This is a genomic window from Clostridium fallax (assembly GCF_900129365.1).
In the GTDB taxonomy this organism is placed as follows: Bacteria; Bacillota; Clostridia; order Clostridiales; family Clostridiaceae; genus Clostridium_AH; species Clostridium_AH fallax.
In genome coordinates, this window is the sequence record NZ_FQVM01000004.1 from 74,660 (window position 1) to 101,424 (window position 26,765).

General features: G+C 24.9%; 23 protein-coding genes and 1 pseudogene. 17 read left to right on the forward strand and 7 right to left on the reverse strand.

Features of this window, described 5'->3' with window-relative positions:
• Positions 1 to 120 precede the first annotated feature (120 nt).
• Complete coding sequence (locus BUA70_RS03430) at positions 121 to 963, reverse strand: PHP domain-containing protein (RefSeq protein WP_072893141.1); 843 nt, start codon at positions 961 to 963, stop codon at positions 121 to 123.
• A gap of 235 nt (positions 964 to 1,198) precedes the next feature.
• On the opposite strand from BUA70_RS03430, the gene BUA70_RS03435 reads away from it, so the two are divergent.
• Positions 1,199 to 3,007 (forward strand): glycerophosphodiester phosphodiesterase, encoded by a 1,809-nt coding sequence (locus tag BUA70_RS03435; RefSeq protein WP_072893143.1) that lies wholly within the window; start codon positions 1,199 to 1,201, stop codon positions 3,005 to 3,007.
• A gap of 88 nt (positions 3,008 to 3,095) precedes the next feature.
• On the opposite strand, the gene BUA70_RS03440 is transcribed toward BUA70_RS03435, so the two are convergent.
• Complete coding sequence (locus tag BUA70_RS03440) at positions 3,096 to 3,572, reverse strand: DUF4883 family protein (protein ID WP_072893146.1); 477 nt, start codon at positions 3,570 to 3,572, stop codon at positions 3,096 to 3,098.
• Positions 3,573 to 3,701: 129 nt separating this feature from the next.
• On the opposite strand from BUA70_RS03440, the gene BUA70_RS03445 reads away from it, so the two are divergent.
• The 3 genes from BUA70_RS03445 to BUA70_RS03455 all read left to right on the forward strand — a co-directional run bounded on the left by BUA70_RS03445 (position 3,702) and on the right by BUA70_RS03455 (position 6,783).
• The gene (locus tag BUA70_RS03445; RefSeq protein WP_072893148.1) at positions 3,702 to 4,142 is read left to right on the forward strand and encodes a hypothetical protein; all 441 of its coding nucleotides are present in this window, start codon (positions 3,702 to 3,704) and stop codon (positions 4,140 to 4,142) included.
• Positions 4,143 to 4,269: 127 nt separating this feature from the next.
• Positions 4,270 to 5,310, forward strand: a complete 1,041-nt coding sequence (locus BUA70_RS03450) for a pyruvate kinase (RefSeq protein WP_072893151.1) — start codon at positions 4,270 to 4,272, stop codon at positions 5,308 to 5,310.
• Between the two features lie 276 nt (positions 5,311 to 5,586).
• Positions 5,587 to 6,783, forward strand: a complete 1,197-nt coding sequence (locus BUA70_RS03455) for a dicarboxylate/amino acid:cation symporter (RefSeq protein WP_072893153.1) — start codon at positions 5,587 to 5,589, stop codon at positions 6,781 to 6,783.
• A 143-nt stretch (positions 6,784 to 6,926) separates the two neighbouring features.
• Here the strand turns inward: BUA70_RS03455 and BUA70_RS03460 are convergent, their stop codons facing one another.
• Entirely contained in the window at positions 6,927 to 7,655 is a 729-nt protein-coding gene (locus BUA70_RS03460; protein ID WP_072893156.1) for a lysophospholipid acyltransferase family protein, read from the reverse strand.
• Between the two features lie 287 nt (positions 7,656 to 7,942).
• Between BUA70_RS03460 and BUA70_RS03465 the strand changes: the two genes are divergently transcribed.
• From BUA70_RS03465 to BUA70_RS03485, 5 genes and pseudogenes are all read left to right on the forward strand, one after another.
• Complete coding sequence (locus BUA70_RS03465; protein ID WP_072893160.1) at positions 7,943 to 8,653, forward strand: FadR/GntR family transcriptional regulator; 711 nt, start codon at positions 7,943 to 7,945, stop codon at positions 8,651 to 8,653.
• Positions 8,654 to 8,909: 256 nt separating this feature from the next.
• On the forward strand, positions 8,910 to 10,433 hold the full coding sequence (locus BUA70_RS03470; RefSeq protein WP_072893162.1) for an L-lactate permease: 1,524 nt from the start codon (positions 8,910 to 8,912) through the stop codon (positions 10,431 to 10,433).
• 22 nt (positions 10,434 to 10,455) lie between these two features.
• Positions 10,456 to 11,243: pseudogene (locus tag BUA70_RS03475) on the forward strand (electron transfer flavoprotein subunit beta/FixA family protein).
• A gap of 12 nt (positions 11,244 to 11,255) precedes the next feature.
• The gene (locus BUA70_RS03480; protein WP_072893179.1) at positions 11,256 to 12,446 is read left to right on the forward strand and encodes an electron transfer flavoprotein subunit alpha; all 1,191 of its coding nucleotides are present in this window, start codon (positions 11,256 to 11,258) and stop codon (positions 12,444 to 12,446) included.
• A 3-nt stretch (positions 12,447 to 12,449) separates the two neighbouring features.
• Positions 12,450 to 13,850, forward strand: coding sequence for an FAD-binding oxidoreductase (locus tag BUA70_RS03485; protein WP_072893182.1), 1,401 nt, complete (start codon positions 12,450 to 12,452; stop codon positions 13,848 to 13,850).
• Positions 13,851 to 13,991: 141 nt separating this feature from the next.
• Here the strand turns inward: BUA70_RS03485 and BUA70_RS03490 are convergent, their stop codons facing one another.
• Positions 13,992 to 14,225 carry a DUF1292 domain-containing protein gene (locus BUA70_RS03490; protein WP_083573441.1) on the reverse strand — a complete coding sequence of 78 codons (234 nt, stop codon included), beginning with the start codon at positions 14,223 to 14,225 and terminating at the stop codon, positions 13,992 to 13,994.
• A gap of 238 nt (positions 14,226 to 14,463) precedes the next feature.
• Here BUA70_RS03490 and BUA70_RS03495 point away from each other — a divergent pair, with 238 nt between their 5' ends.
• From BUA70_RS03495 to BUA70_RS03515, 5 genes are all read left to right on the forward strand, one after another.
• Positions 14,464 to 15,633 (forward strand): dicarboxylate/amino acid:cation symporter, encoded by a 1,170-nt coding sequence (locus tag BUA70_RS03495; RefSeq protein WP_072893184.1) that lies wholly within the window; start codon positions 14,464 to 14,466, stop codon positions 15,631 to 15,633.
• Positions 15,634 to 15,784: 151 nt separating this feature from the next.
• Positions 15,785 to 16,621 carry a YkgJ family cysteine cluster protein gene (locus tag BUA70_RS03500; RefSeq protein WP_072893187.1) on the forward strand — a complete coding sequence of 279 codons (837 nt, stop codon included), beginning with the start codon at positions 15,785 to 15,787 and terminating at the stop codon, positions 16,619 to 16,621.
• 161 nt (positions 16,622 to 16,782) lie between these two features.
• Positions 16,783 to 17,442: a tRNA (guanosine(46)-N7)-methyltransferase TrmB gene (gene trmB, locus BUA70_RS03505; protein WP_072893190.1), complete on the forward strand. Its 660-nt coding sequence runs from the start codon at positions 16,783 to 16,785 to the stop codon at positions 17,440 to 17,442.
• 305 nt (positions 17,443 to 17,747) lie between these two features.
• The gene (locus BUA70_RS03510) at positions 17,748 to 19,460 is read left to right on the forward strand and encodes an ABC transporter ATP-binding protein (RefSeq protein ID WP_072893193.1); all 1,713 of its coding nucleotides are present in this window, start codon (positions 17,748 to 17,750) and stop codon (positions 19,458 to 19,460) included.
• Between the two features lie 202 nt (positions 19,461 to 19,662).
• Positions 19,663 to 20,214 (forward strand): hypothetical protein, encoded by a 552-nt coding sequence (locus BUA70_RS03515; protein ID WP_072893196.1) that lies wholly within the window; start codon positions 19,663 to 19,665, stop codon positions 20,212 to 20,214.
• Between the two features lie 51 nt (positions 20,215 to 20,265).
• Here the strand turns inward: BUA70_RS03515 and dapF are convergent, their stop codons facing one another.
• Positions 20,266 to 21,231 carry a diaminopimelate epimerase gene (gene dapF, locus BUA70_RS03520; RefSeq protein ID WP_072893199.1) on the reverse strand — a complete coding sequence of 322 codons (966 nt, stop codon included), beginning with the start codon at positions 21,229 to 21,231 and terminating at the stop codon, positions 20,266 to 20,268.
• A 236-nt stretch (positions 21,232 to 21,467) separates the two neighbouring features.
• Between dapF and BUA70_RS03525 the strand changes: the two genes are divergently transcribed.
• Both BUA70_RS03525 and cobU read left to right on the forward strand, forming a co-directional pair.
• Positions 21,468 to 22,592: a GNAT family N-acetyltransferase gene (locus tag BUA70_RS03525; RefSeq protein ID WP_072893203.1), complete on the forward strand. Its 1,125-nt coding sequence runs from the start codon at positions 21,468 to 21,470 to the stop codon at positions 22,590 to 22,592.
• 105 nt (positions 22,593 to 22,697) lie between these two features.
• A complete protein-coding gene (cobU, locus tag BUA70_RS03530; protein ID WP_072893206.1) occupies positions 22,698 to 23,255 on the forward strand; it encodes a bifunctional adenosylcobinamide kinase/adenosylcobinamide-phosphate guanylyltransferase in 558 nt (185 codons plus the stop codon).
• A gap of 199 nt (positions 23,256 to 23,454) precedes the next feature.
• Here the strand turns inward: cobU and BUA70_RS03535 are convergent, their stop codons facing one another.
• On the reverse strand, positions 23,455 to 25,446 hold the full coding sequence (locus tag BUA70_RS03535) for an ABC transporter permease (RefSeq protein WP_072893208.1): 1,992 nt from the start codon (positions 25,444 to 25,446) through the stop codon (positions 23,455 to 23,457).
• Positions 25,436 to 26,203 carry an ABC transporter ATP-binding protein gene (locus tag BUA70_RS03540; protein WP_072893210.1) on the reverse strand — a complete coding sequence of 256 codons (768 nt, stop codon included), beginning with the start codon at positions 26,201 to 26,203 and terminating at the stop codon, positions 25,436 to 25,438. The genes BUA70_RS03535 and BUA70_RS03540 overlap by 11 nt, the downstream gene beginning before the upstream one ends.
• A gap of 280 nt (positions 26,204 to 26,483) precedes the next feature.
• On the opposite strand from BUA70_RS03540, the gene BUA70_RS13125 reads away from it, so the two are divergent.
• Positions 26,484 to 26,624: a hypothetical protein gene (locus BUA70_RS13125; RefSeq protein WP_172607474.1), complete on the forward strand. Its 141-nt coding sequence runs from the start codon at positions 26,484 to 26,486 to the stop codon at positions 26,622 to 26,624.
• The last annotated feature ends 141 nt before the right edge of the window (positions 26,625 to 26,765 follow it).

The window sequence follows — 26,765 nt, forward strand, 5'->3', positions numbered from 1 at the left end:
TTTTTACTTTAAAATAAAACCTTAAAGTTTTTAGATAACACCTAAAAAATAAAACCTTTAATTTTATACTTTTTTGCTACATAAATATTTCATATATATTTAAAAATAATTATTAAACTATTAATTGATATTTAAAGCCTTTAAAAATTTATTTAAATCATCTTTATCTAAAAGATTACTCATATCTCCAATATCTCCATGCTTTGTATCTCCATCTGAAATACCATGAAAATCAGATCCACAAGTGATTAAAAGATCCTTATTTCTAGCTAGACTAATTAAGTGACTAGTATCTTTTTTAAAGTTTTGAAAGTAAATTGCTTCTAATCCATCAAAGTTAAATTCTAACATTTCTTCTATTGATGTTTTATGTATAAGCTTTGGATGGGCTAAGATTACTATACCGTTATTCTCTTTAATTAAATTTATACCTTCAGTTATAGAAACCTTTTTATTGTGGACATATGCTGGACTATCTTTTGATATTAATTTATCAAATATATAATTCCAGCTGTAATTATATCCTGCCTCTATAATAGTTGATGCGATGTGAGGACGTGCTATTACTCCATTACCTTTTTCACAAACCTTATTATAATCTATATCAATATTAAAGTATTTTTTTAAATTTGAAACAATTTTTTTCCCTCTTTCTATTCTAGAATCCTGTATTTCCTTTAGAAAACTTTGAAATTTAGGATTTTTATAAGAATCATCCTTAAAGTATCCTAAAATATGAATGCTTTCATTATTATGAATAGTAGAAAGCTCTATACCAGGAATTAATTTAATATTGTTTTCTTTACTAGCTTTAAAAGCCTCATCTAATCCTATTGTGGTATCATGATCTGTAATAGATAAAATAGAAACACCATTATTTTTTGCTCTTATAATAACTTCAGTAGGAGAAAGTTTACCATCAGAAGCATTTGTATGACAATGAAATTCAACTTTGGTATCCAAAAAATCACTCCTTTAAATTTTTTATATTACAGCGAATATTATTAATTTGTAAATAATATTTATATTTTTTTTCATAAAATAATTTTAACACAAAGTAAATTATTTTACTTAATTTTTTATAATTAATTATTCCATAAAAGTTGTAAAATAAATTATTAAATACATAAAACTATGACTTATAATTAATATATAAAGGATTCAAAATAGAATAAATAAAATAAAAGGGGGACTATATTTGTTTATAAACGATGAAAAAGGATATTATAAACCATTAATAAAGGAATCCTTTAAAAATTTTAAGGAAATTTTTCTTAAAGTATTAATTTTTGAAGGAATTTTTAAAACTTTAACATCATTTATTTTAATTCCAGGAATAGCTTTATTATTTCATAAAATTATGAAATCAATAGGAAAGGTTACTGTATTTAATGAAGGAGTATTTAAGGTAGGACTTAATTTAAAAGGATTTTTAGGGATTTTATTTATAGGAATTATATGTGTTTTAATAATTTTTATTGAATTTGGAGTATTGGTAGTTTTTTCTGAAAAGCAATATTTTAATAAACCTGTATCAATACTTACAGCATGTATTATTTCTTTGAAAAGATTTCCAAGGATTTTTGGTATTGGATTAATTCAATTTGGAATATATTTATTTTTAATTTTACCTTTTACAGATTTATTTTTTAATTCATCCTTATTAAGCAAAATTACTTTACCTAAATTTATAGAAGATGAAATATTTAAATCTACACTATATTTATCTATATATGTTTTTTTTATGATTTTAGGAATTTATATGTTTTTAAGATGGTGTTTTACAATACATTCTATAATAATAGAAAAAAGAAAGATAACAGCTTCTATAAAAAGAAGTGTAGTTTTAACTAGAAAAAAACATATAAAAATAATTCTTTCTCTCTTTTTAGTAAATATAATAGCTATAGTTTTATTAGCTATTTTATTAATAATTTTAATATTTATTTTTTATAAAGTAAGCAATTTATTAGATATAAATATTCTAGGAGGCAATTTAGATTATATAAGCACAGTTCTTATAGTAGAAACTTACTTTTTTATAAGTTTAATAGCTACACCTTTTAATATAGTTATATTAACTAATATTTATTATAAAATTAGAATTGAATTAGGTGAAAATCTTAAAGATGAAATTAATGATGTTAATATTGGTAACTTAAAAATTATTGATGGAAAGCTTTATGATAATATAAATAAAAAGAGAAAATCTTTATTTTTAATTTTCACAGTTTTTGTAACTATTTCTATAACTGTAGGATATTTTTTTACGGATAATATGGAGATTTTGACGAGAAATACTTTAGTTGCTGCTCATAGAGGAGATTCTATATATTACCCAGAAAATTCTTTAGGTGCTATTAAAGATGCAATTAATGAGGGGGCAAACTATGTTGAAATAGACTTACAAGAAACTTTAGATGGACAAGTTGTTGTTTTTCATGATAAAAATTTAAAAAGATTAACAGGAGTTAATAAAAATTTAAGTGAAATGACTTATAGAGAAATAGAAGCGTTAAATTTAGGAAAAAATCAAAAGATTCCTACCTTTGAGGAAGTACTGAAAACTTGTAAAGGAAAAATTAAAGTTTTAGCAGAACTTAAACCTTATTATAAAAGTACAAGAGAAAGTTTAGCTAATAAAGCAATAAATCTTATTAAGAACTTTGAAATGGAAAGTAGCTGTAATATACAATCCTTAGATTATGAATCATTAAAGATTGTAAGAAAAATAGAGCCAAGCATAAAAATAGGATATATTTTCTATATTGCAGCAGGAGAAGTTGAAAAATTAGATGTAGATTTTTATTCTGTAGAACAATCTATTATAAATAAAACTTTAGTAAGAAAAATACATAGCTCAGGAAAGAAAATATGGTCATGGACAGTAAATGATGTAGATGATATGGATGAAATGATGTTTTTAAATGTAGACGGGATAATAACAGATAATCTTAAAGGATTTAAAGAAGCTATATCCTTAAAATATATAGAAGAGGCAGAATAAAAATAATATTTAATAAAAAACTATGAAATTAAGTTTAAAATTTCATAGTTTTTATCATATTACTTAATTTTATAGTTGCCATTATATACTATTTATCATTAAATATATATTTGCAATAACCTAATAAATTATATCTTTCAGGTATTTTATCCATAGATATATAATCTTCTTTATATGATGAGTCCCAAGGGTATAAAGACACAATGGAATTTTTATAAACGTTTATTATAAATTTTTCATTATTACAATTGACAAATAATTTATACATAGGTTTTGAAGGTAAATCCTTTGGTTTTTCAATAAATGAACTAGTAGTTAATGAATTTAAAAAGTTTTCCAGTATATTTTTATCATCATTATCTATTATTAATTCACTATAGTAGTTATTATTAAGAATATTTAATGTATAATCATGGGTTTTACTTAAATTATAAAGCTTTTCAGAGTGATAATATAAAGATGGTTTTTTCTTTAAATTTATGTATTTTGGATTATTACATCCAGTTAAAACAGTTATAGAAAAAAATATTATAAATAAGATTTTATATTTATTTGAGAAAATCATAATATCCTCCTAATAATAATATTACATATTAATGTATATTATATAGAACTAAAAATAGAACATTTTTAGATTTAGTGAATATAATATATTAATAATAGGGGTAAACGAATATTTATAGGAGGTAGCTAAATGAAATATGGAATTGACATAATAAATGAAGAAATAAATCTTTCTTTTTTAAGAAAATTAGAAGATAGTAATATATTTATTATAGATTTTTCTAAAATAAGAGGGAACCTTCATGGCGATAATCTTCAAAAAAAAGTTCTTTTAGCTAACCAAACCAAAATTGATGTATACATTTCAATAAGAGAAAATTTAGAGGACAGTAATTCTTTAGAAATATTAAGGGGAGATAGTGATAAGGAAGTATATTTTGAAAATATTCTAAAAAATCAAATTGAAAATATAGATTGGAAAATGCTAAAAATAAATAATGAAAAAAAATTGTATTTAATAAAAAATATTAAGTCTCCTACAATAATAATAAATATTTCTAAAACATATTCACCAAGAAACTTAGAGAAGTTAATTAATTTATTAGTTAATAAATTAGTATCCATATTTTAGTCTTTTAATAATATTCCCTAAATAATTCATAGAATTTAATCTATGAGTTATTTTTTTTGCTATAAATTAGTTATAAGTTTATGTTTTATTAAATATAAATAATAAAAAATTAAAATTAGGAGTTCAAATGTATTTAATAGCATCAATAGGACCGAAAATATTAGATAATAAAAGTATAAAGGATATTATAGAAAACGGAGCCAATAGTATACGATTTAATTTTTCACATTTAAGCTATAAAGAAATTTTAAGTTCATTATCTTTTATAAGGAAAAGTTATCCTCATGTAAAGATTATAGGAGATATTCAAGGAAACAAAATAAGAGTTTCAAGAAAATTTAATGGTACTTTAAGGGTTAATAAGGGAGATGAGGTATACTTTTGTGATGAAAGTTCATATGATGAATTAAATAAAATACTATTAGAAAGTAATGTAGTCCCATTAAATATTAATTTAAAAACTGTAGTTTTAGATGATATACATAAAATTTATATGAAAGATGGTACTATGGAATTTAAAATACAAAATAGAAAAGAAAATATTATAAAAACAGTGGTTAAAAGAGGTGGAGTAATAAGAAAGGAAAAAGGGTGTAATATTCCAAAGATTAATAGAAAAAATATGGGATTAAATGATAAAGATAAAGAAGATATTAAATTTATTATTAATAATAAATTTGATATATTATTATACTCTTATCCTTGCTACAAAGAAGATATAAAAAGAGTAAAGAAATATTTAAATTCCATAGAAGGTTTTGATAAAAAAGATATTGTTATTTGGGGAAAAGTAGAAACCTATGAAGCAGCAAAAAATATTAAAGATATAGTAGAGGAATGCAATGGAATAGTAATAGGAAGAGGAGATTTGGTACCAGAAAGTAATATTTATTTGGTGCCTATTTTACAAAAGAGAATTTTATCCTTAATGAAAAATACTAAAAAAGATTGCATAGTAGCAACTCATATTTTAGATTCTATGAAAAATAAAGATAATCCTAACTTAAATGAAGTAGAAGGTATTTTTAATTTAATTAATAATAATGCAACAGGTTTTTTATTAACAGGAGAAACTACAATAGGAAATAATCCATCTTTAGCTATTAGAACTTTAAAATATATAACTAACTATTATGAGGAATTCTTTTTAAAATATAATATAAAATAAATATTTTTATAAAAGAGAATGTATTTCTATGAAGAACATATGTGTTTTATATGTATATATAGCGTTAAAAATTTTTTCCTTATATCGGAATTATAATTTATTCATCATTTAGAAATTAAAATAAAGGTGTCTTTTTAAGATTTTCTCATACAAGCTTTAGTTCTTATAATATAACTAAAAAATAATTGAAAACAGGAATATTCCTATATATAATACCAATATACTTAAATTAACAAGTGAGATTTGGGGATTTATAAATATTAAGGGGGAATTTTTATGAAAAAGTTAGGACTCATACCAAAACTGATTATTGCAATAATATTAGGTATCATTATAGGATCATATTTACCTTCTAATATTGTCAGAGGATTAGCTACTTTTAATTCAATTTTTGGCAATCTTTTAGGATTTATAATACCTTTAATAATTATAGGATTTGTTGTAGCTGGTATTGCTGACTTAGGTATTGGAGCAGGTAAAATGCTTGGAATAACTACAATAATAGCTTATGTATCAACTATTGTAGCAGGTACTTTAGCTTATTTAGTATCTTCAAAGCTATTTCCTTTATTTGTGGGGGGAACAAACGTAATAAATGCGGTAAATCCAGAAGATAAGTTATTAGCACCATTTTTTGTGGTAGAGATGCCACCGGTTATGCCTGTTATGACCGCGTTAATTTTAGCATTTTTATTAGGTCTTGGAATTGCATCTATAAAAGGGAAAACTCTTTATAATATAGCTTTTGAATTTCAAGAAATAGTAGAAAAAGTTATAAAAAATATAATCATTCCATTATTACCAATTCATATAATGGGCATATTTGCAAATATGACTCATGCAGGAGAAGTAAGTAGAATATTATCAGTATTTTGGAAGGTATTTTTAGTTATAATAGCTTTACATTTTGCAATTATATTTATTCAATTTTTAATTGGTGGTATAGCTACTAAAAAGAATGTTTTTACTTTAATAAAAAATCAAATTCCAGGATACTTAACAGCGGTAGGTACACAATCTTCAGCAGCTACTATTCCAGTTAACTTACAATGTGCTGAAAAAAATGGAGTTTCAAAAAGTGTAAGAGAGTTTGTAGTACCTTTAGGAGCAACTATTCATCTTTCAGGAAGTACAATTACATTAACTTGCTGTGCTGTTGCTGTAATGCTTCTAAATAACGTAACTCCTACTTTGCCACAGATGGTTGGATTTATAGCAATGCTTGGAATAACAATGGTTGCAGCACCAGGAGTGCCAGGAGGAGCTGTTATGGCTGCCTTAGGAGTGCTTCAAAGTAATTTAGGATTTACAGAAGCTCAATTATCTTTAATGATTGCTTTATATATAACACAAGATAGTTTTGGAACTGCTTGTAATGTTTCAGGAGATAATGCAATAGCCTTAATGGTTGATAGCATAAAAACTAAATTCAAACTGGATAAAAATAATAAAGAGGTTGAATTAGAAGCTTAAATAAAACAATGATTAATATATTTTTAAATATTATAAATTATTTTTAAATTTTAATTAATAATAAAAATACTCCATTTAAAGCGAATAAAACATCAGTTTTATAATTACTTTAAAGGGAGTATTTTTTATTTGAAAAATTCTTTTTAAATGCCCTGATTAGGAAGTTTACTTGCTATTATACTTCTAACTTTTTCAGGTAATAATTCTTGTTCTTCACGGGTTAAATTTTTTGTTTCTATCATAGGATGAATATAAATTTCCACATCAGATGGAACTATTTTACCTTTATGAGCCTCTAAAATTTTATAAGATCCATTTATAGTTACAGGAATAATAGGAACCTTAGCTTTTGTTGCAAGTTTAAAACTTCCAGCTTTAAATTCTCCTAATTTATCTCCTTTACTTCTTGTACCTTCTGGAAATATAACTAGAGATTGTCCGTTTTTAAGTATTTTAACTCCTTCTATAATAGATTGAGCAGATTTTCTTAGGTTACTTCTATCCATAAATACACAGTGCATATATCTCATCCAAGTTCTTAGAAGAGGAACTTTTTCCATTTCTGCTTTGGCAATGTAACCTTTAGGCTTTTTTATTAATGACATAAATAAAGCTATATCAAAGTTACCTTGATGATTACTTATAAAAACTACAGGAATATCCTTTGGAATATTTTCTTCACCAAAGATTTTTACTCTAGCACCACTTAACTTTAATTGAGAGAATGCCCATTTTGATGTTATATTATCTATATATTCATATTCATCCTTTATGTTTCCCTTTTTTAAATCTTTTTTTACTTTGTACATTTTAGGGGTATATAATATTAAACTTAAAGCAAAATTAGTATACCAAGCTATTGTTCTTAACATATAAATCCTCCGAATATTATTACATTATATGAGTTAATTATAGTATAAAAGTGAACAATATCAAAGTGAAAGAAAAAGTATAAAAATAATAGTATATAGTTTTTATTATAAAAAGCTAATTTTAAAACAAGGAATTTTTAAATATTAATCATATACTAAAAATTTTAATTATATTTATTAAATAAATTTTAATAAGTTTTTTAATATATTAATAAAGAACAGTTTACAAACTCTAAACCATTAATTATTATTAAATAATAGAAAAATTAATTTTGGAGATATATTTTATGGTAAAGAAAGAAAAGGCTAATAATAAGGTTTATAAGGGCGTAGTAGAAGAAATTAAAAATAAAATAGTAAGTGGAGAGTTAAAAAAGGGACAAAAGCTTCCTCCAAAAAGGGAGTTAGCTGAAAAATTATCAGTAAGTAGAGCATCTGTAAGAGAGGCTATGAGAGCTCTTGAAGTTATTGGTTTTATTGAAAGTAAACAAGGTGCTGGAAATTATATAAAAGAATCCTTTGAAGATGTTTTAATAGAACCTTTATCTATGATGTTTATGCTTCAACAAATTAATGCTGAGGAGATTAGTGAGCTAAGAAGAGGCTTAGAATTAGAGGCAGCTGTTTTAGCAGCAGAAAGGGCAGATGAAGAAGATATTTTAAAGTTAGAGCATCTAATTAAAGAAATGTCTGTTACAGAAAATGAGGATAGAAATGTAATTTTAGACAAAGAATTTCACTATACTATTGCTAAAGCTTCGAAAAATAAAATGTTTTTAAATATACTTAATGTTATATCAGAACTTATAGATAATTTCATAAAGGGAATAAGAAAAGAAATTTTAAGTAAGGAAGAAAATAAAGAAAGACTTTTAAAAGTACATAGTGAAATAGCATTAGCTATTAGAGAAAGAAATAAAATGAATGTTTACAAAGCCATGGAAAAACATTGTACAATAATAAATGAGAATATTTTATTGAGAACAAAAAAAGAATAAATTATAAAAAATACTTTGTTTAAAAAATAACAAAGTATTTTTTTAATTATTAACTAAATGTAAACATTTTCACTTTAATTTAATGAAGTTAAGAAATAGAGAGAATTTATAAAATAATATTAAATTTTATGAACGTTATAAAAATAACAATCCTAGAAATTTAACAAAAAAGGGAGTAAAATGAAATCAAGAAATTGGTCATACCACTTTTAAGGTGATATGGGATATTTGAAAATTTAATAAGGAGGCTAAGGAATTGAATACAGTATGGCTTTTTGTTTTAGCATTAATACCAATCCTATGGTTAATAATATCATTAGGGGTTTTTAAAATTCCCGGTCATAAAGCTTGTCCTATAGCTTTAATTATTACAGTATTATTGTCAATAATTGTATGGAAGATGAGTTTCCTTAATAGTATTACTGCAGCATTAGAAGGTGTTGCACTTGCACTATGGCCTATAATGATAGTAATAATTGCAGCAGTATTTACTTATAATTTATCTTTACATACAGGAAGCATGGAAATTATTAAACAAATGATGACTGGAATAACCAATGATAAAAGAATTTTAGTTTTAATTCTAGCTTGGGGATTTGGAGGGTTTTTAGAGGCTATTGCTGGTTTTGGTACAGCTGTAGCAATACCTGCAAGTATAATGGCTGGTCTTGGATTTAATCCTTTATTTGCAGCAATAATTTGTTTGATTGCAAATACAACTCCAACTGTTTTTGGAGCGATAGGACTTCCAGTAATAACTCTTGCACAAGTAGCCAACATAAATGTAAATCAATTATCCTATGCCATAACGCTTCAATTATTTTTATTAATAGTTCTAGTTCCAATTGTACTAGTTATGATAACAGGTAGATCTATAAAGGCAATAAAAGGGGTACTTGGAATTACTTTAGTTTCTGGAATAGCTTTTGCAGTACCACAAATTTTAGTGGCCAAATATATAGGTGCAGAGCTTCCAGCAATATTAGGTTCAATAATTTCAATGTTTTCTACAATAATAGTTGCTAAAGTTTTTTATAAAGATTCATCAAATAAAGAGCATAGTATTTTAACTTTAAAGGAGAAGACTTTAGCATGGATACCATTTATCTTTGTATTTTTATTTATATTTTTTACCTCATCATTATTTCCTTTTATAAATGAAAAGTTATCTTTAGTAAAAACATCAGTAAACATATATAAAGGTACAGGGGCAAAACCTTATACTTTTTTATGGCTTGCAACTCCAGGAACCTTAATAATAATAGCTACATATTTAGGTGGAATTATTCAAGGATCAAATTTAAAAGAAATAACAATAGTTCTTTTAAATACTTTTAAGCAAATGGGTAAATCTGCAATAACTATAATATCTATAGTAGCTTTAGCAAAGGTTATGGGCTACAGTGGAATGATTAAATCAATAGCTTTAGTTTTAGTGGCTACAACAGGAAAATTTTATCCTATAATTGCTCCACTAATAGGTGCATTAGGAACTTTTGTAACTGGTAGCGACACTTCTGCAAACGTTTTATTTGGAAGTCTTCAAGTTGAAGCAGCTAAATCTTTAGGATTAAATCCTTACTGGCTAGCTGCAGCAAATGGATGTGGTGCTACTGCAGGAAAGATGATATCTCCTCAAAGTATAGCTGTTGCAACAGCTGCAACAGGTCTTACTGGAAAAGAAGGAAAGATATTAAATTCAACATTAAAATTTTGTTTAGTATATGTAATTATATTAGGTTTAATAAGTTATTTTTTAGGACCTATATTTGGATTTTAAATTGAAAGGTGTGGAGTTTTTTATGAATATTTTTGTATGCATTAAACAGGTTCCAGGTACTTCTAAGGTTGAAGTAGATCCTGTTACAGGAGTTTTAAAAAGAGATGGGATTGACACAAAGATGAATCCCTATGATTTATATGCCTTAGAAACTGCATTAAAGATCAGAGAAGATAAAGGTGGAGAAATAAAGGTTATTAGTATGGGACCTCCTCAAGCTAAGGAAGTTATAAAGGAAGCTTATACTATGGGAGCAGATGCAGGATATTTATATCAGATAGAAAGTTTGCAGGAGCAGACGTTTTAGCTACAAGTTATACACTATCTCAAGGTATTAGGAAAATGGGTGACTTTGATGTGATCTTTTGTGGAAAGCAAACAACAGATGGAGATACTGCACAAGTTGGACCAGAAATGGCAGAGTATTTAAATATTCCTCATGTTGCTAATGTTAGAAGAATTGTTGAAGTTAAAGATGATTCTATAGTAGTGGAAATGGACATGCCTAATACTGTTGAAATAGCAGATGTAAAATTTCCTTGCTTATTAACAGTAGAAAAGGATATTTTTCAACCAAGACTTCCTTCATATAGAAAAAAGATGGAAACAAAAGATAGGAAAATAGATGTTATAAGTCTTCAAGATTTTGAAGATAAAAATGAAAAAAAATATGGTTTAAATGGTTCACCAACACAGGTAGAGAGAATATTCCCACCTAAAGTTAATAATGATAGAGAGATGTGGGAAGGAAATGGTGAAGAATTAGGTGATAAAATAGCTTCAAGATTAAAGGAATTAAAATTTATTTAGGGAGTTGAGAGTATGGCTAAACTTGTTATAAATCAAGATAAAATAGGTAATATAGAAGAGATTATAAAGATTTGTCCCTTTGGAGCAATGGAAAATGTAGGTGGAAAACTTGAAATAAATGCTTCTTGTAAAATGTGTAGGTTATGTGTTAAAAAAGGACCTAAGGGAGCTGTTGAATATGTAGAGGAAGAGGTTAAAAAAATAGATAAAAGCCTTTGGAATGGAATAACAGTTTATGTTGATCATGTAGAAGGAGAAATACATCCAGTTACATATGAACTTATAGGAAAGGCAAGAGAGCTAGCTAATAAAGTTAACCAAAAAGTTTATTGTCTTTTTATGGGATATAAAATAAAAGATAAGGCAGAAGAACTTCTTCATTATGGTGTAGATGATGTTTTTGTATATGATAAAAAGCAATTAGAAAACTTTAAGATAGAGCCATATACAGCAGTTTTTGAAGACTTTATAAATAAGATTAAACCATCAGTACTATTGGTTGGTGCAACAACTGTTGGAAGATCTTTAGCTCCAAGAGTAGCAGCAAGATTTAGAACAGGATTAACAGCAGATTGTACTATACTAGATATTAAAGAAAATACAGATTTAGTACAAATAAGACCAGCCTTTGGGGGAAATATAATGGCTCAAATAATAACACCAAATTCAAGACCTCAAATGGCTACTGTAAGGTATAAAGTTATGTCAGCTCCTGAAAGAACTGAAGAAACTAGTGGAAAAATTAATTTATGTGAAATAGATGATGATAAATTAAATTCTAATATGAATGTTTTAGAGGTTGTCCCTAAGGAAAATGAAAAGGGAATAGCTGATGCAGATGTAATAGTTGTTGCAGGAAGAGGTATTAAGAGCGAAAAGGATATGGCAATGGTTAAAGAACTTGCAGATCTTTTAGAAGGAGAAGTTGCAGTAACTAGACCTCTTATAGAAGCTGGCTGGGCTGATGCTAAAAAACAAGTAGGATTAAGTGGTAGAACAGTAAGACCTAAACTTATAATTACTTGTGGAGTATCTGGAGCAGTTCAATTTACAGCAGGAATGGATAATTCAGATTATATCTTTGCAATTAATAAAGATGAAAAGGCTCCTATATTTAAGGTAGCCAATTACGGAGTAGTTGGAGATATATATGAAATTGTTCCGAAGTTAATTGAAAAGATAAAGGTTTTAAAGGAGGCATAAACCATGGATTATAAAGCAGTTGAAGTAAAGGATATAGAATTTATAAAATCAATTATAAATGATTCTGAAAGAGTTTTAGTTGGAGAAAATATTAATGAAGAATATAGCCATGATGAACTAGGTGGAATAAAAAAAGTACCAGATATTGTAGCAAAGGTTTTGACAACAGAAGAAGTTTCAAAAATAATGAAATATGCTTATGAAAATAATATACCTGTTACTGCAAGAGGAGCAGGAACAGGACTTGTAGGGGCTGCAGTGGCTCTTTATGGTGGAATAGTAATAGATTTAAGTGGAATGAATAAAATATTAGAACTAGATGAGGAAAATTTAACTTTAACTGTAGAGCCTGGAGTTCTTTTAATGGAACTTTCAAAGTTTGTAGAGGAAAATGATTTATTTTATCCTCCAGATCCAGGTGAAAAAACTGCCACTATAGGTGGAAATATAAGTACAAATGCAGGTGGTATGAGAGCAGTTAAATACGGAGTTACAAGAGACTATGTAAGAGGCCTTGAGGTAGTTTTACCTAATGGGGAAATAGTAAATTTTGGAGGAAAGGTAGTTAAAAATAGTTCTGGATATTCATTAAAGGATTTAATTATAGGTTCAGAAGGAACTTTAGCTATTATAACTAAAGCTATTTTAAAGCTATTACCATTACCTAAAAAAGCTATAAGTCTTTTAATACCATTTCCAGATTTAGATAGAGCTATAGAAACTGTTCCTAAAATAATAAAATCAAAATCAATACCAACAGCTATAGAATTTATGCAAAGAGCAGCAATTGTTGCTTCAGAAGAATACTTAGGAAAGAAATTTCCAGATAGTCAATCTGATGCATATTTATTATTAACCTTTGATGGAAATAGTAAAGAAGAAATAGAAAAAAATTATGATAATGTAGCTAAAATATGCTTAGATGCTGGTGCGTTAGATGTATTAATTTCAGACACAGAAGAAAGACAAGAATCAATTTGGAAGGCTAGAGGAGCATTTTTAGAGGCTATAAAGGCATCTACAACAGAAATGGATGAAGTTGATGTTGTTGTACCTAGAAATAAAGTAGCTGAATTCGTAAAATTCACCTATGAACTTGAAAAGAAACTTAATATAAGAATTAAAACATTTGGACATGCTGGTGACGGAAATCTTCATGTATATATATTAAGAGATGACTTAAAAGAAGATAAGTGGAAAGAAAAATTAAATGAAACTATGGAATATATGTATAATAAAGCAAAGGAATTAAAAGGACAAGTTTCTGGAGAACATGGTATAGGATATGCTAAAGTACCATATTTAAAAGAATCTCTTTCAAGAGAGACTTTAGAAATAATGAGAGGAATAAAAAATGTTTTTGATCCTAAAAATATTTTAAATCCAGGAAAGGTTTGTGAATAGTAAATTTTTAATTAGAATTAAATAAGGGAAACATTTTTAAGAAATTAAGCTATATTATTTAAATAAAATAATATAGCTTAATTTTTATAGATATTTTTTAATTTAAATTATTTGAAATACTAAGTAAAATTAAAAATAATTTTAGGCAGAAAGAACTTTAGAGTTAGATTTAACTAAATCTATAACTTTAGAATCTTCAACAAGATCTAATTCTTCACCGGATTTTTTTATTATTAATTTATAGATGCTAATATCATTCTTATTATCCTTAGGACGCATTATCATATAACCAGCTTTATTTACTATAAGTTCTTCTAAAATCTCATACTCTATTCTTTTTCCATTTTCATCGATAAAGGACATAATTTTATTCAATTAAAAAACCCCTTTCACATATTGAATAAATTTAGTATATGCAAAAATACAAAAAAAATTATGTTTAAGGATAATTGTAAAATTTACATTTATTATTTGTAATCATTAAATAATATGTAATAATACTAATTAATTATCACAATATTGTATTTTTTTAAAATAATCTGAAAAATTAGAAAAAATTAAGAATAAATGTGATATAATATTAAATAAATATTAATATATAGGGGGAATTTTTATGAGAAAACTGGGGCTTATACCTAAACTTATAATTGCAATTATACTAGGTATCCTAATAGGTTCATTTTTACCTTCTTATGTAGTGCAGGTATTTGCAACCTTTAATGGTTTATTTGGTAACTTTTTAAACTTTGTAATCCCATTAATAATTTTAGGATTTGTTATAGCAGGGATTGCAGACCTTGGAAAAGGTGCTGGAAAGATGTTAGGGATAACAACAGCTATAGCATATGTTTCTACACTTATTGCTGGAACAATTGCTTATTTTGTAGGATCTAAAATTTTTCCAAGTTTTATTTCAGCTACTGCTAATATTGCAGCTGGTAATCCAGAAGAAAAATTATTACCACCTTATTTTACAGTGGAAATGCCACCGGCAATTCCTGTTATGACTGCTTTACTTTTAGCTTTTTTACTAGGTCTTGGAATAGCAGCGGTAAAAGGTGAAACTCTTTATAATATGTCAGTAGAATTTCAAAAAATAGTTGAAAAAACTATTAAAAGTATAATAATACCTCTTTTACCACTTTACGTTTTAGGTATATTTGCAAATATGACTTTTGCAGGAGAAGTTCAACAAATTTTATCAGTATTTTGGAAAGTATTCTTAGTAATATTAGCTTTACATTTTACTATATTAGCTATACAATTTGGAATTGCAAGTATAACTGGAAAGAAAAGCTTTACAATGATGGTTAAAAATCAAGTTCCAGGATATTTAACAGCCTTAGGAACACAATCTTCAGCAGCTACTATTCCAGTAAACTTACAATGTGCAGAAAAAAATGGAGTTGCAAAAGGTATAAGAGAATTTGTAGTTCCACTTTGTGCAACAATACACTTATCTGGTAGTACAATTACTTTAACATGCTGTGCTTTAGCAGTTATGCTTATACATAATACAATACCAAGTGCAGGCCAAATGTTTGGATTTATTGCAATGCTTGGTGTTACAATGGTAGCAGCCCCTGGAGTTCCTGGTGGTGCTGTTATGGCCGCTTTAGGCGTACTTAAAGCTAATTTAGGATTTAATGATGCTCAACTTGCACTTATGATAGCCTTATATATAACTCAAGATAGTTTTGGAACAGCTTGTAATGTTTCAGGAGATAATGCTATTGCTGTAATAGTAGATGGATTAAGAGAAAAATTAAAATTAGGACAATAAATATAAATTAAAATAAATGAATTTATAAAAAGCTAAAGGTGGATTGTTTAAAAATAATTCACCTTTAGTTTTTTATAGGTTCATAATATTTTCAAAAAATTAAAAGATTATGATATAATTAAAACATTATTGTTTTTTAGGAGGAATTTTAGTGATTAAAGAAACAAAAGTAAAAATAAATCCTAATGAGTTATGTCCCTGCAATAGTGGAGAAATATATAATAAATGTTGTATTAAAGATGAGTTTTATAATTTAGGACAAAATTATAAGGGAGATAATATAATATTTAATAAAAGTAAAGTCCATAGGATATATGATGATATAGCAAATATAGGTATAAATAATATATTTTCATTAAAGGATGATGAGTTTATATCTATATCAAAAGGAGAAGAACTTTTAAAAAAAGTATATGAAAAAGTAGATGAAGGAATTAGTGAATATGAAAAATATTCTCCTTGTAAAAAGGGATGTGGAAAATGCTGTTCTTTGTATTTAGAGTGTACAGCAATAGAGGCAGAAATTATAAGAAGGTATTTAGTTAAAAATAAAACTAAAGAGGAACTTGATGTTTTACAAAATAAGATAAGAGAAAACTTGAAGGTATTACCAACTATATCTAATCCTAATGAAGTAGATAAAGAGTCTAAAGATAAAATGATCTTAGATTATTTACACAAAAATATATCTTGCATATTTTTAAATGAAGAGGGAGAATGCTCTTTATATTCAATAAGACCTTTAGCTTGTAGAAGTTTTATTGTATTTAGTGATTCAGAAAAATGTAAATCAAAAGAAGAAATAGTAAAACCTAATTTACCACCAGCTTATATAGGAAAATTAGTAGTTGATGGAATAGCATCAAAGGTAGGTAGATATAAATCTATAACTTTTAATGGAGATAAAGGGCTTAAGGAACCCCTTAGAAGACCTATTTTACAATGGTTTAAAGATGGATTTCATGACATAAATAGAAATTTAGAATAAAAAATTTAAAAAATTATTATAAATTTATAAAGTTCATTTAAATGGTTAGCTTAATATGATAAAATATCTTTTGTTTTTTATAATTTAAATATATAATAAGTATTTATTTATATGGATTTAAAAATAAGATTAAATAATTTTTATTAGATGGAGTGAATAATATGAGATTAAGAAAGAAACCTTGGGCAAGACCAGAACTTGAAAGTTCCGACTTTTTTATAATAGATCCGAGAGAGTATAAAGAAAAGTGGAGTAATCTTTTTAACAATGATAATCCTATTCATTTAGAGTTAGGGTGTGGAAAGGGAAACTTTGTTTGTAAACATGGAGTAAATCATCCTGAAAGAAATTATATAGCTATAGATATTAAAGATGAGGTTTTAGTTCTTGCAAAAAGAAATATAGAAGAAGAATTTAAAAAAGCAGGAAAAGATAAGGTTGAAAATGTAAAGTTAACAGCATTAGAAATTGCTTTTATTGAAGAGGTATTTGGAAAGAATGAAATATCTCAGATATATATTAATTTTTGTAATCCTTGGCCAAAGAAAAAGCATAAAAAAAGAAGATTAACTCATAATCAATTTTTAGAGAGATATAAAAAGTTTTTAAAAGCAGATGGAGAAATATGGTTTAAAACTGACGATGATGAACTATTTTTAGAATCTCAAGAATATTTTACACAAAGTGGATTTGCAATTACATATATAACTTATGATTTACATGAAAGTGGATTTAAAGATAATGTAGTTACAGAACATGAAAGAATGTTTACAGAAATGGAAATAAAAACTAAGTTTTTAATTGCTAAATTAATAAATTAAAAGAAATAAAGGTTTTAAGGTAATATACCTTAAAGCTTTTATTTTTATCGTATATTATAAGAAAGAATTAAAATATAATATATTTAGTTACCGATATATAGGAAGTAACGAATATTTTAGGATAATTATTAAAATATGTCTAATAATATATAAATCTTATATTTAATATTTATTTAGAAATTCTAAATATTTCATAGATAAAATTGTTATATTTAATAATTTTCTTTTAATAGATATTATTTTCACGTTAATATGATAAAATTAATATTATAGAATTGTTAAGTTTTATAGGGAGGAGAGAGAGTTTGATAAAAAAATTTATTAGTTATTATAAACCTTACAAAAAACTGTTTTTTTTAGATATTCTAGTAGCTTTTATAGCTGCAGCTTGTGATTTGGTTTATCCTATGATGACAAGAGATTTAATAAATGAAAGCATACCTGATAGGGATTTTAGGATGATAGTAATATTTGCAGTTATATTACTTTTGATTTATATAATTAAAATGTGTTGTGCTTATTTTATGCAATATTGGGGCCATGTTGTGGGAGTTAGAATGCAAGGAGATATGAGAAGAGATTTATTTAAACATCTTCAAAAATTACCTTGCAATTACTTTGATAATAATAAAACAGGAGATATTATGTCTAGAATTGTCAATGACTTAATGGATATTTCTGAATTAGCTCATCATGGGCCAGAAGATTTGTTTATATCTATTGTTATGATTTTAGGTTCATTTATAATACTTTGTACAATAAATATTCCTTTAACTATAATAATATTTGCTTTTATCCCTTTTATGATTTTATTTACTATGAACAAGAGAAGAAAAATGGGTAAAGCATTTATGGAAACTAGATTAAAAACAGCAGATATAAATGCTAACCTTCAAAATAGTATATCAGGTATTAAAGTTTCAAAGGCTTTTGTAAATAATATTCATGAAATTAGAAAGTTTGAAATAGGAAATAAAAACTTTAAAAATGCAAGAGAATCTGCATATAAAGTAATGGCTCAATATTTTTCAGGTATGGGTTTTTGTACTGATCTTTTAGATTATGTATCAATGATTGTAGGTGGTATATTTACTTTTACAGGAAAGATAAATATAGGAGACTTTATGGCTTATTTATTATATATAAAATTATTTACACAACCTATAAGAAGGCTTATTAATTTTACAGAGCAATATCAAAATGGTATGACAGGATTTAAAAGATTTATAGATATACTTTCTATAGAACCAGAAAAAGATAAAGATCATGCAAAAGATATAGAAAACGTTAAAGGAGAAATAGAGTTTAAAAATGTTTCCTTTAAGTATGAAAATAAAAATATTTTAAATAATCTTACTCTTAAAATAGAGTCAGGGAAGATTTTAGCTTTAGTTGGACCATCTGGAGGAGGAAAAACTACTTTTTGCAATTTAATACCTAGATTTTATGAAATATCTAAAGGTGATATTTTAGTAGATGGTAATAGTATTTATGATCTTACCTTAGAATCTCTTAGAAAAAATATTGGAATTGTACAACAAGAAGTTTTTTTATTTACAGGAACAATAAAAGATAATATTTTATATGGTAATGAAAACTCCACTGAATATGAAATGATTAGAGCTGCTAAAATGGCCAATATACATGATTTCATTATGAAACTTGAAGATGGATACAATACTTATATAGGGGAAAGAGGAGTTAAGCTTTCCGGAGGACAAAAGCAAAGAATATCTATTGCAAGAGTATTCTTAAAGAATCCACCAATTTTAATTTTGGATGAAGCAACTTCTGCTCTTGATAACACTACAGAATATATGATACAAGAATCCTTAGATAAATTATGTAAAGGAAGAACAACAATAGTAGTAGCACATAGATTATCAACAATAAAGAATGCAGATGAAATAGTTGTTTTAACAGATAAAGGTATAGAGGAAATAGGAAGCCATGAAAAATTATTAAATGATAATGGCATTTATGCAGAATTATATAATTCTCAGTTTTTAAATAAGTAACATAAATATAAATATTAGAATAGATTAAAGAGAATATATTAAAATCTTTAGTCTATTTTTTTATAATTAATATGGTTTTTTAATGAATTTGACTTTTATTTATAAATATTAAGTTATTGTTAATAAGGATTTTATTGGAAAAAATATATTATAAATGATATAATAATCCTAAAATAAATCAATAAAATAAGGAGGAAATAGTATGGAATATATTTCTTTTGATGAATTAAGATGGATAAATAAATTTTTACAACCTAATTTAACATTAACAAAAGAGGATATGGAAGAACTTAAAACATTTACATTTATGTGGGAAATGTTTGAAGCAAAGGCATGTGAAGGTGTATCTAATGCTCAAAATATTGCAGACTTTGTACTTCACAAATTAGATTTACCTCCTAAAAATAGAGAATCTAGTGTAATAGATGCTTATTATGTTTATTTTAAAAATCGTTATATAGTAGATGGAAAAGAAAATGAACTTTTTGAAAAGATGACAACTAATTTAAATGAGGGTTTTTCAAATGGTGAAAGAAAATTTGATGTGAAAACTTTTATTTTAGATACTCTTTTAGAAAAAAATCCAACAGAAAAGAATAAACTTTTAACTATTTTACTTATTATATATAGGATAAGAGGAAATTTCTATGAAAGAAGTAGTAATTTAATAAAAGTAAAAGATCAATATAAAATTTATGCAGTTGCTAATAATATAATAGCAATGGTATTAGATAGGTTTGCTAAAAAAATATAATTTTATTATAAGGAAGGCAGTAGATAAAACAAATTATCTACTACCTTTTTATTAATTTATTTTAGTAAAATTCTTACAATTATCTAAAAAGTTATTATAAGAATCTATCTCATCTTTAAAATAAGATTTATTAAAATCTTTGTAGTTATCACTTGGATAATTTATAGAACTTTTATAAACATGAGAAGCATTTCCTATAAATCTAATAGAATATTTTTTATTATCTTTTGATACTGAGATTTTTATCATTCCACCATCATTATATATATTTATAAGCTTGTTATATAAATTAGGATTATTTAAACAATAAGTGGAAGTAGAAGCTGTCATACCGGTTCCACAAGATTTTGTTATACCTACGCCTCTTTCAAAAGTTTTAACATATATATTTAAATCATCTAAAACTTTTACAAAATTAACATTAACCCCTTTAGGAAATAATTCTTTAGAATTATTAGCTAATTGGCCTATAGATATAATGTTCTCTAAATTAAAGTTATCAACAAAGGTTACTATATGAGGATTAGTGATACTTAAAGCTGTAAATTTTAAATTCTTTGAGAATTTATAGATAGGTTTATTTATAAATTCTAAAGTGTCCGCAATCATAGGAAGAGAAGAAGCTTTAAAATTTACTGTGTTTATTTCTATCTCAACAGTATAAATACCTGGAAAAAGAGAAGGAACTTTTTTCACATTATATTTGGCCTTAAGAGTTTCAACACATATATGATCTTTTTTTAAAAAATCCATAATATATCTTCCTACACAGCGAAGTCCATTTCCGCACATTTCAGCTTCAGAACCATCGGAATTAAAAATTCTCATTTTTCCATCACAATCTTTACTATTTAGAACAAATAATATACCATCAGCTCCAATGGCTTTTTCTCTATTACATAAAGTTATTGATAAATTTTTTCTATCCTCTTCTGAAAAGTTAAAATTATTTTGTATTTCATCAATTAAAATAAAATCATTACCTGATCCATGACATTTTATAAAATCTATTTTCATTTTGTACTCCTTTCAAGTTTTAAATAGAATCTTTTATTTTTATTATAGTAAAAACCTTTAATTTGGTAAATAAAATAGAAGATTTAAAAATAAGTTCATTTAATGAAATTAAACTATTTTATTAAATTAAAATAATAACATTTCAAAGTATATACTAAAACTAAAATAATGGTTAAAATAGAAATAGTGTAGATATAAAAAGTTTATTTAATAATTTTAATAAGGGAGAGATCTTTATGGAATTTAGAAGTTGTTGTAATAAAGAAGATAGAGAAAAAGCAATTAAGTTAATAAATAGAACCTTTAGAGGTAGTAGAAATTTAAAAGAAACAATGGATAAAGAATTCCCATTATTACTTGGAGAAAATAATTTATCTAATATGTTTATAGCTATAGATAATGGAAAAGTTGTTGGATCTATTAGTATGTATAAATCTAATATTTTAATAGAAGGAATAAACTTACCAGTGGCATCTATAGGATCAGTATGTACTGATGAAAATTACAGAAAAAGAGGAATAGCATCAAAACTATTAATATTAAGTGAAATAAAATGTCTCGAAGAAAATATACCGGTACAAATAATTTCTGGTATATTACCTATTTATAAAGAGTATGGAGCAGATAAAGTAGGTAGTATTTATCATGGAGAATTAGAAAATTTAAAATCTAACATTAAATATAAAATTATTGATTTTAAAGAAGAACTTTTATGTGAGGCTATAAAACTATATAATAAAGAATCTTTAAGACATTACAGAACTAAAGATGAATTTAAGGATTTATTAAAGGGATCATTAGTACCTTGGGGAAATAATGAATTTGAGTTTGTTTTTATAGAAAAAGATGGTATTTTAAAAGGATACTTGTATTTACAAATTATAAGGAAAGAAGGAAAGATTATAATTAGGGAATTTGTTGGTGATAGGGAAGATATAGTAAATTCTTTAGGGAATATAATGGAAAAGTTTAAACTTAATAAAATAGAATTTAATATATCATATAGAGATAGTATTTTAGATATTTTAAAGTTAAAAAATATTAACTTAGATAAAAGGACACAACATCAATCTATAAAGACTATAGATTTTAAGAATTTAATAAGTAATTTAACACCTTATTTTATGCAATATATGAAAAAAGAACAGATAGATAAATTTACAATTGAGGAAGAAGAAAAAGGATATGCTGTAAAATACAAAAATGATGTTTTAGTATTAGAGGATAATGAACAATTAAATCATTTAATATTTGGGGATAATACTGAAATAATAAATAAATGTGATGGAGAATTAAAGACTTTATTAAAAAATATATTTCCTATTCCAATACCTTGTATAGAAGGAATAAACTATCAATAAGTATATCGACAGCCTTATTTAATATATGATAGAATTATATTATATATAAAATATTCTGAATCTTAGACAGATAATTAATATCTAAGAGTAAGGAGAGGTTATTTAATGAGGCAGAAAGGAAAAATTATTTTAGTAACTGGTGGAAGTGGTAGTGGTAAAAGTTCATTTAGTGAAAATTTATTAAAGAATGAAAAAAATATATTTTATATAGCTACTACAATTGTAAAAGATGAAGAAACAGAAAGGAAAGTAGAAAGTCATAAAAAAAGAAGAGATAAAAGATATAAAACTTACGAAGGTTTTGAAAATCTAGGAGAAATAATCAAGGACAGAAAAGAAGAAGCAGTTCTTTTAGATTGTGTAAGCTCTCTTATAACTAATTATATGTTTAAAGAAAGTAAAGATTATGACTTTATTCCTTTAGATGAAGTAGAAAAAATAAAAAAGGATATAGAAGATGAAGTTATAAATTTAATAAAATCTTGCAAAGAAGAAAATAAGTTTTTAGTTATGGTAACTAATGAAGTTGGGTGCAGCTTAGCACCAGAATTTAAAGTCAATAGGGTATTTAGAAATATAATTGGAATGGTTAATCAAGTAATAGCTTCATTAAGTGATGAAGTATATTTGGTATCTTGTGGAATTCCTTTAAAGTTAAAATAGTTATATTAAAAGAACGTCATAGGAATTATTTTTAAATAAATTCCTATGACGTTCTTTTATATTTTATTAAGAGAGAAAATATATTTTATATTCAATTAAAATATTATTACTGAATTATATATTTTTAGATGCCTTTAAAGGTGCAACCTCTTAATAGATTTTAATCTTTATTATATTTTAAATTATATAATATTTTTATTTAAAATTTCTTTATTATATTTTTATAACTTAAGTATGTTGCAACAAAGTAAGCACCATATATTACGATTATTACTCCCATAGTCATAATAGAAGCTTGAATTATATTAGAATTACCAAAGACTGAAATAAAATCGTTAGCTTGATATATTGCAACAATTGAATGTATTACAGCTAATATTAAAGGAAGGGAAAAATATAATAGTGTTTGAGTAAATATTGATTTATTTATCATGCTTTCTGTTGCCCCAATTCTTCTAAGGGAAACATATCTATCTGAACTATCACTAGCCTCTGATAATTGCTGAAGTCCTAATATTGCAGCACTTGAAATTAAAAAGATAACTCCTATATATAATCCAATATATAAAATTATTGTTGTAATTAGTAGCATTTCTTCTTTAATAGAATTTTTGCTTTCACATAATATAAATTTATCTTTAAAATTTTCTGCTTTTTTAATGGATTTAAAGAATTCTGTATAGTATTTTTCAGAAGTATCTTTGTTATCTTTACTATAATTAATATCTAAATAATATGTATTTATTTTTTTATCTTCTATAACATTATTAGGAACTATTAATGTAAATAAATTATTTTGAATGCTAGATGTTATATTAGAGCTAGTTATAATTTTTTTGTCTGCTATTTTACAATCTTTCCCATCTATTTTTATTGTATTATTATTTTCTATAAAATTATTAACATTTTCTTTAGCAAAGGGAAGATTTGATTGAATTAATACAGAGTTATTATTAAGTTTTAATGGTTTTTCATTATTAAGTTCCCTAATTTTATTGTAATCTGAAATACTTATTGCATTTATTTTTGATTCCCCACTCTCTATAAAGTTCTCTGATAATTTTCCTTTTAAATACTTTCCCAGTACTGATTTAACTGTTTCATTTAAATTATATTCTGATATATAAGCATATTTATCGCCAGGTTGAATTTTAAATCCATTATTATTTAAAGTTTCCTGTAAAGATTCATTAGTGTCATTATACATAAAAAAGGATATATCAAAAGGTAAATTATTATCTATATTTTGTCTTTTAAAACTTATACCTACAGATAGTAAACTTATTGTTATAAATAACATTAAACAAATTATTGTCATAGAAAAGAAATTTGTATTTATTTTGTTATTCATCTGTCTTAAAGTAAATATACGAAGATTTTTTAAATATATATTTTTATTTTTTTCAATAATCATTATTAAAAATGTTGTTAGTCCATAGAAAAATGCAGCAGTTCCTAAAACTCCTAATATTATTGATAATTGAAATGACAATTTTTTAAAGTTTAACCCTGATTTATTAACTAAGTAATATGCAAATCCTAGCATAACTAAAGAAGTTATAAAAATAAATCCTGCTATAATTGGATTTTTAACCTTTATAGACTCATTTTTTCTATGTGCATTTAAAAGATCTATAAGTTTATATTTTGAAATTACCATAGAGTTAAATATCATAACTAAAAGGTATATTATTGCAAAATAAATTATAGTTTTTATAATGGCATCAGTGGAAACTGTAAATTTATAATTTTTTAATTCTAAATCAAATAACTTTGCTGTAATTATTGATAAACCTTGAGATAGAATTAATCCTAAAATTAATCCTACAACCAATGAAAATAATCCTATTACAAATTCCTCAATTACTAATAGTTTAGATATTTTGCTTTTTGCCATTCCTAGGGATATATACAAACCAAGTTCTTTTTTTCTTCTTTTTATTAAAAAGTTATTTGCATATATTATAAGGCAACCTAAAACTATAGATACAAATACTGATATTATAGACATTATATTTGATATTTGTTTAATAGAATCTGATTTAGTATTATTTATAGCGGACATGGCTCTTTGAGAACCTATTGAATTAAATGCATAAAATATGCATACTGCAAAAGTTAAAGTCAAAAAATATATAGTATAGTCTTTAAAACTTTTCTTTACATTATTTATAGCTAATTTAAAATACATCCTTATTTTCTCCTCCCAAAATAGTTATAATTTCCATTATTTTATCAAAAAATTCTTTTCTAGAATCAGTTCCTCTTATTAATTCATTAAATATTTTTCCATCCTTTATAAACAAAATTCTATTAGAATAACTAGCTGTAAATGGATCATGGGTTACCATAAGTATAGTTGCTTTTAATTCTTTATTTATATTTTCAAAGCTTTCAAGTAATTGCCTTGCTGATTTTGAATCTAAAGCTCCTGTTGGTTCATCAGCTAAGATTAATGAAGGATTTGTTACTATTGCTCTAGATGCAGCCACTCTTTGCTTTTGTCCTCCTGATATTTGATATGGATATTTATTTAAAATATTATTTATTTCAAGTTTTTTTGATATTTCTTTTATTAGTTTATCTATTTCCTTTGGATTTTTCTTTTGAATAGTTAGTGCTAAAGCTATATTTTCATAAACAGTTAGAGTATCTAATAGGTTATAATCTTGAAATATAAAACCAAGTTCATCTCTTCTAAATTTTTCCAGTATTTTTCCTTTTAGCTTTGTTATATCTTCTCCTTTTAATAGTATATTTCCAGTTGTTACTGAATCGATTGTTGAAATAGAATTTAGAAGTGTTGTTTTACCACTTCCTGATGCTCCCATTATTCCAACAAAATCTCCTTTTTTAATGTCAAAGCTAATTCCATCAATTGCTTTTGTAACATTATCCTTATTTCCATAATATTTTTCTATATTTTTAACTTCTAAAATATTTTCCATATTTAATCCTCCTAAAGATTTATTTTTGTTTCAACCTATAAATTCATTTTAAGCTATAGATTAAAATATTCATATTGAATTAACTTTCAGTTATCTTACACTTTCGTAAGATAACATTAGAAAAGTAATTATTATTGTTTAAGATTAATTAATTTTTTATAAATAGTTGATTTTAAATTTATTAAAAAATTTTTTCTATAATATAAAGAATTATTTTAGAATAAAAGTTTTTATAAAGATAAAAATAATAAATATATTATCACAAGGAGAAAAAGAAATTATGAAAAATTCAAAGAGTGTTAATTTAAAAAAAGTAGGAAATTATACTAAAAAAGCGGTAAAGACTTTTGAAAATAACATAATAAAAGAAAAAGATTATATAGAGAAAGTTCATAAAAACTTAAAAAATTTAGAAAACTAATATTTATAATGATTTAATAAAATAAAGCTTTTAATATAAATGTATTTAAATTTAATTGAAAAATTAAAAGTTTACGTGATTTTACAAAAATAACCTTTCTAATTAGGGGAAATCTTTGTTATAATAACAAGTATGTTTTAC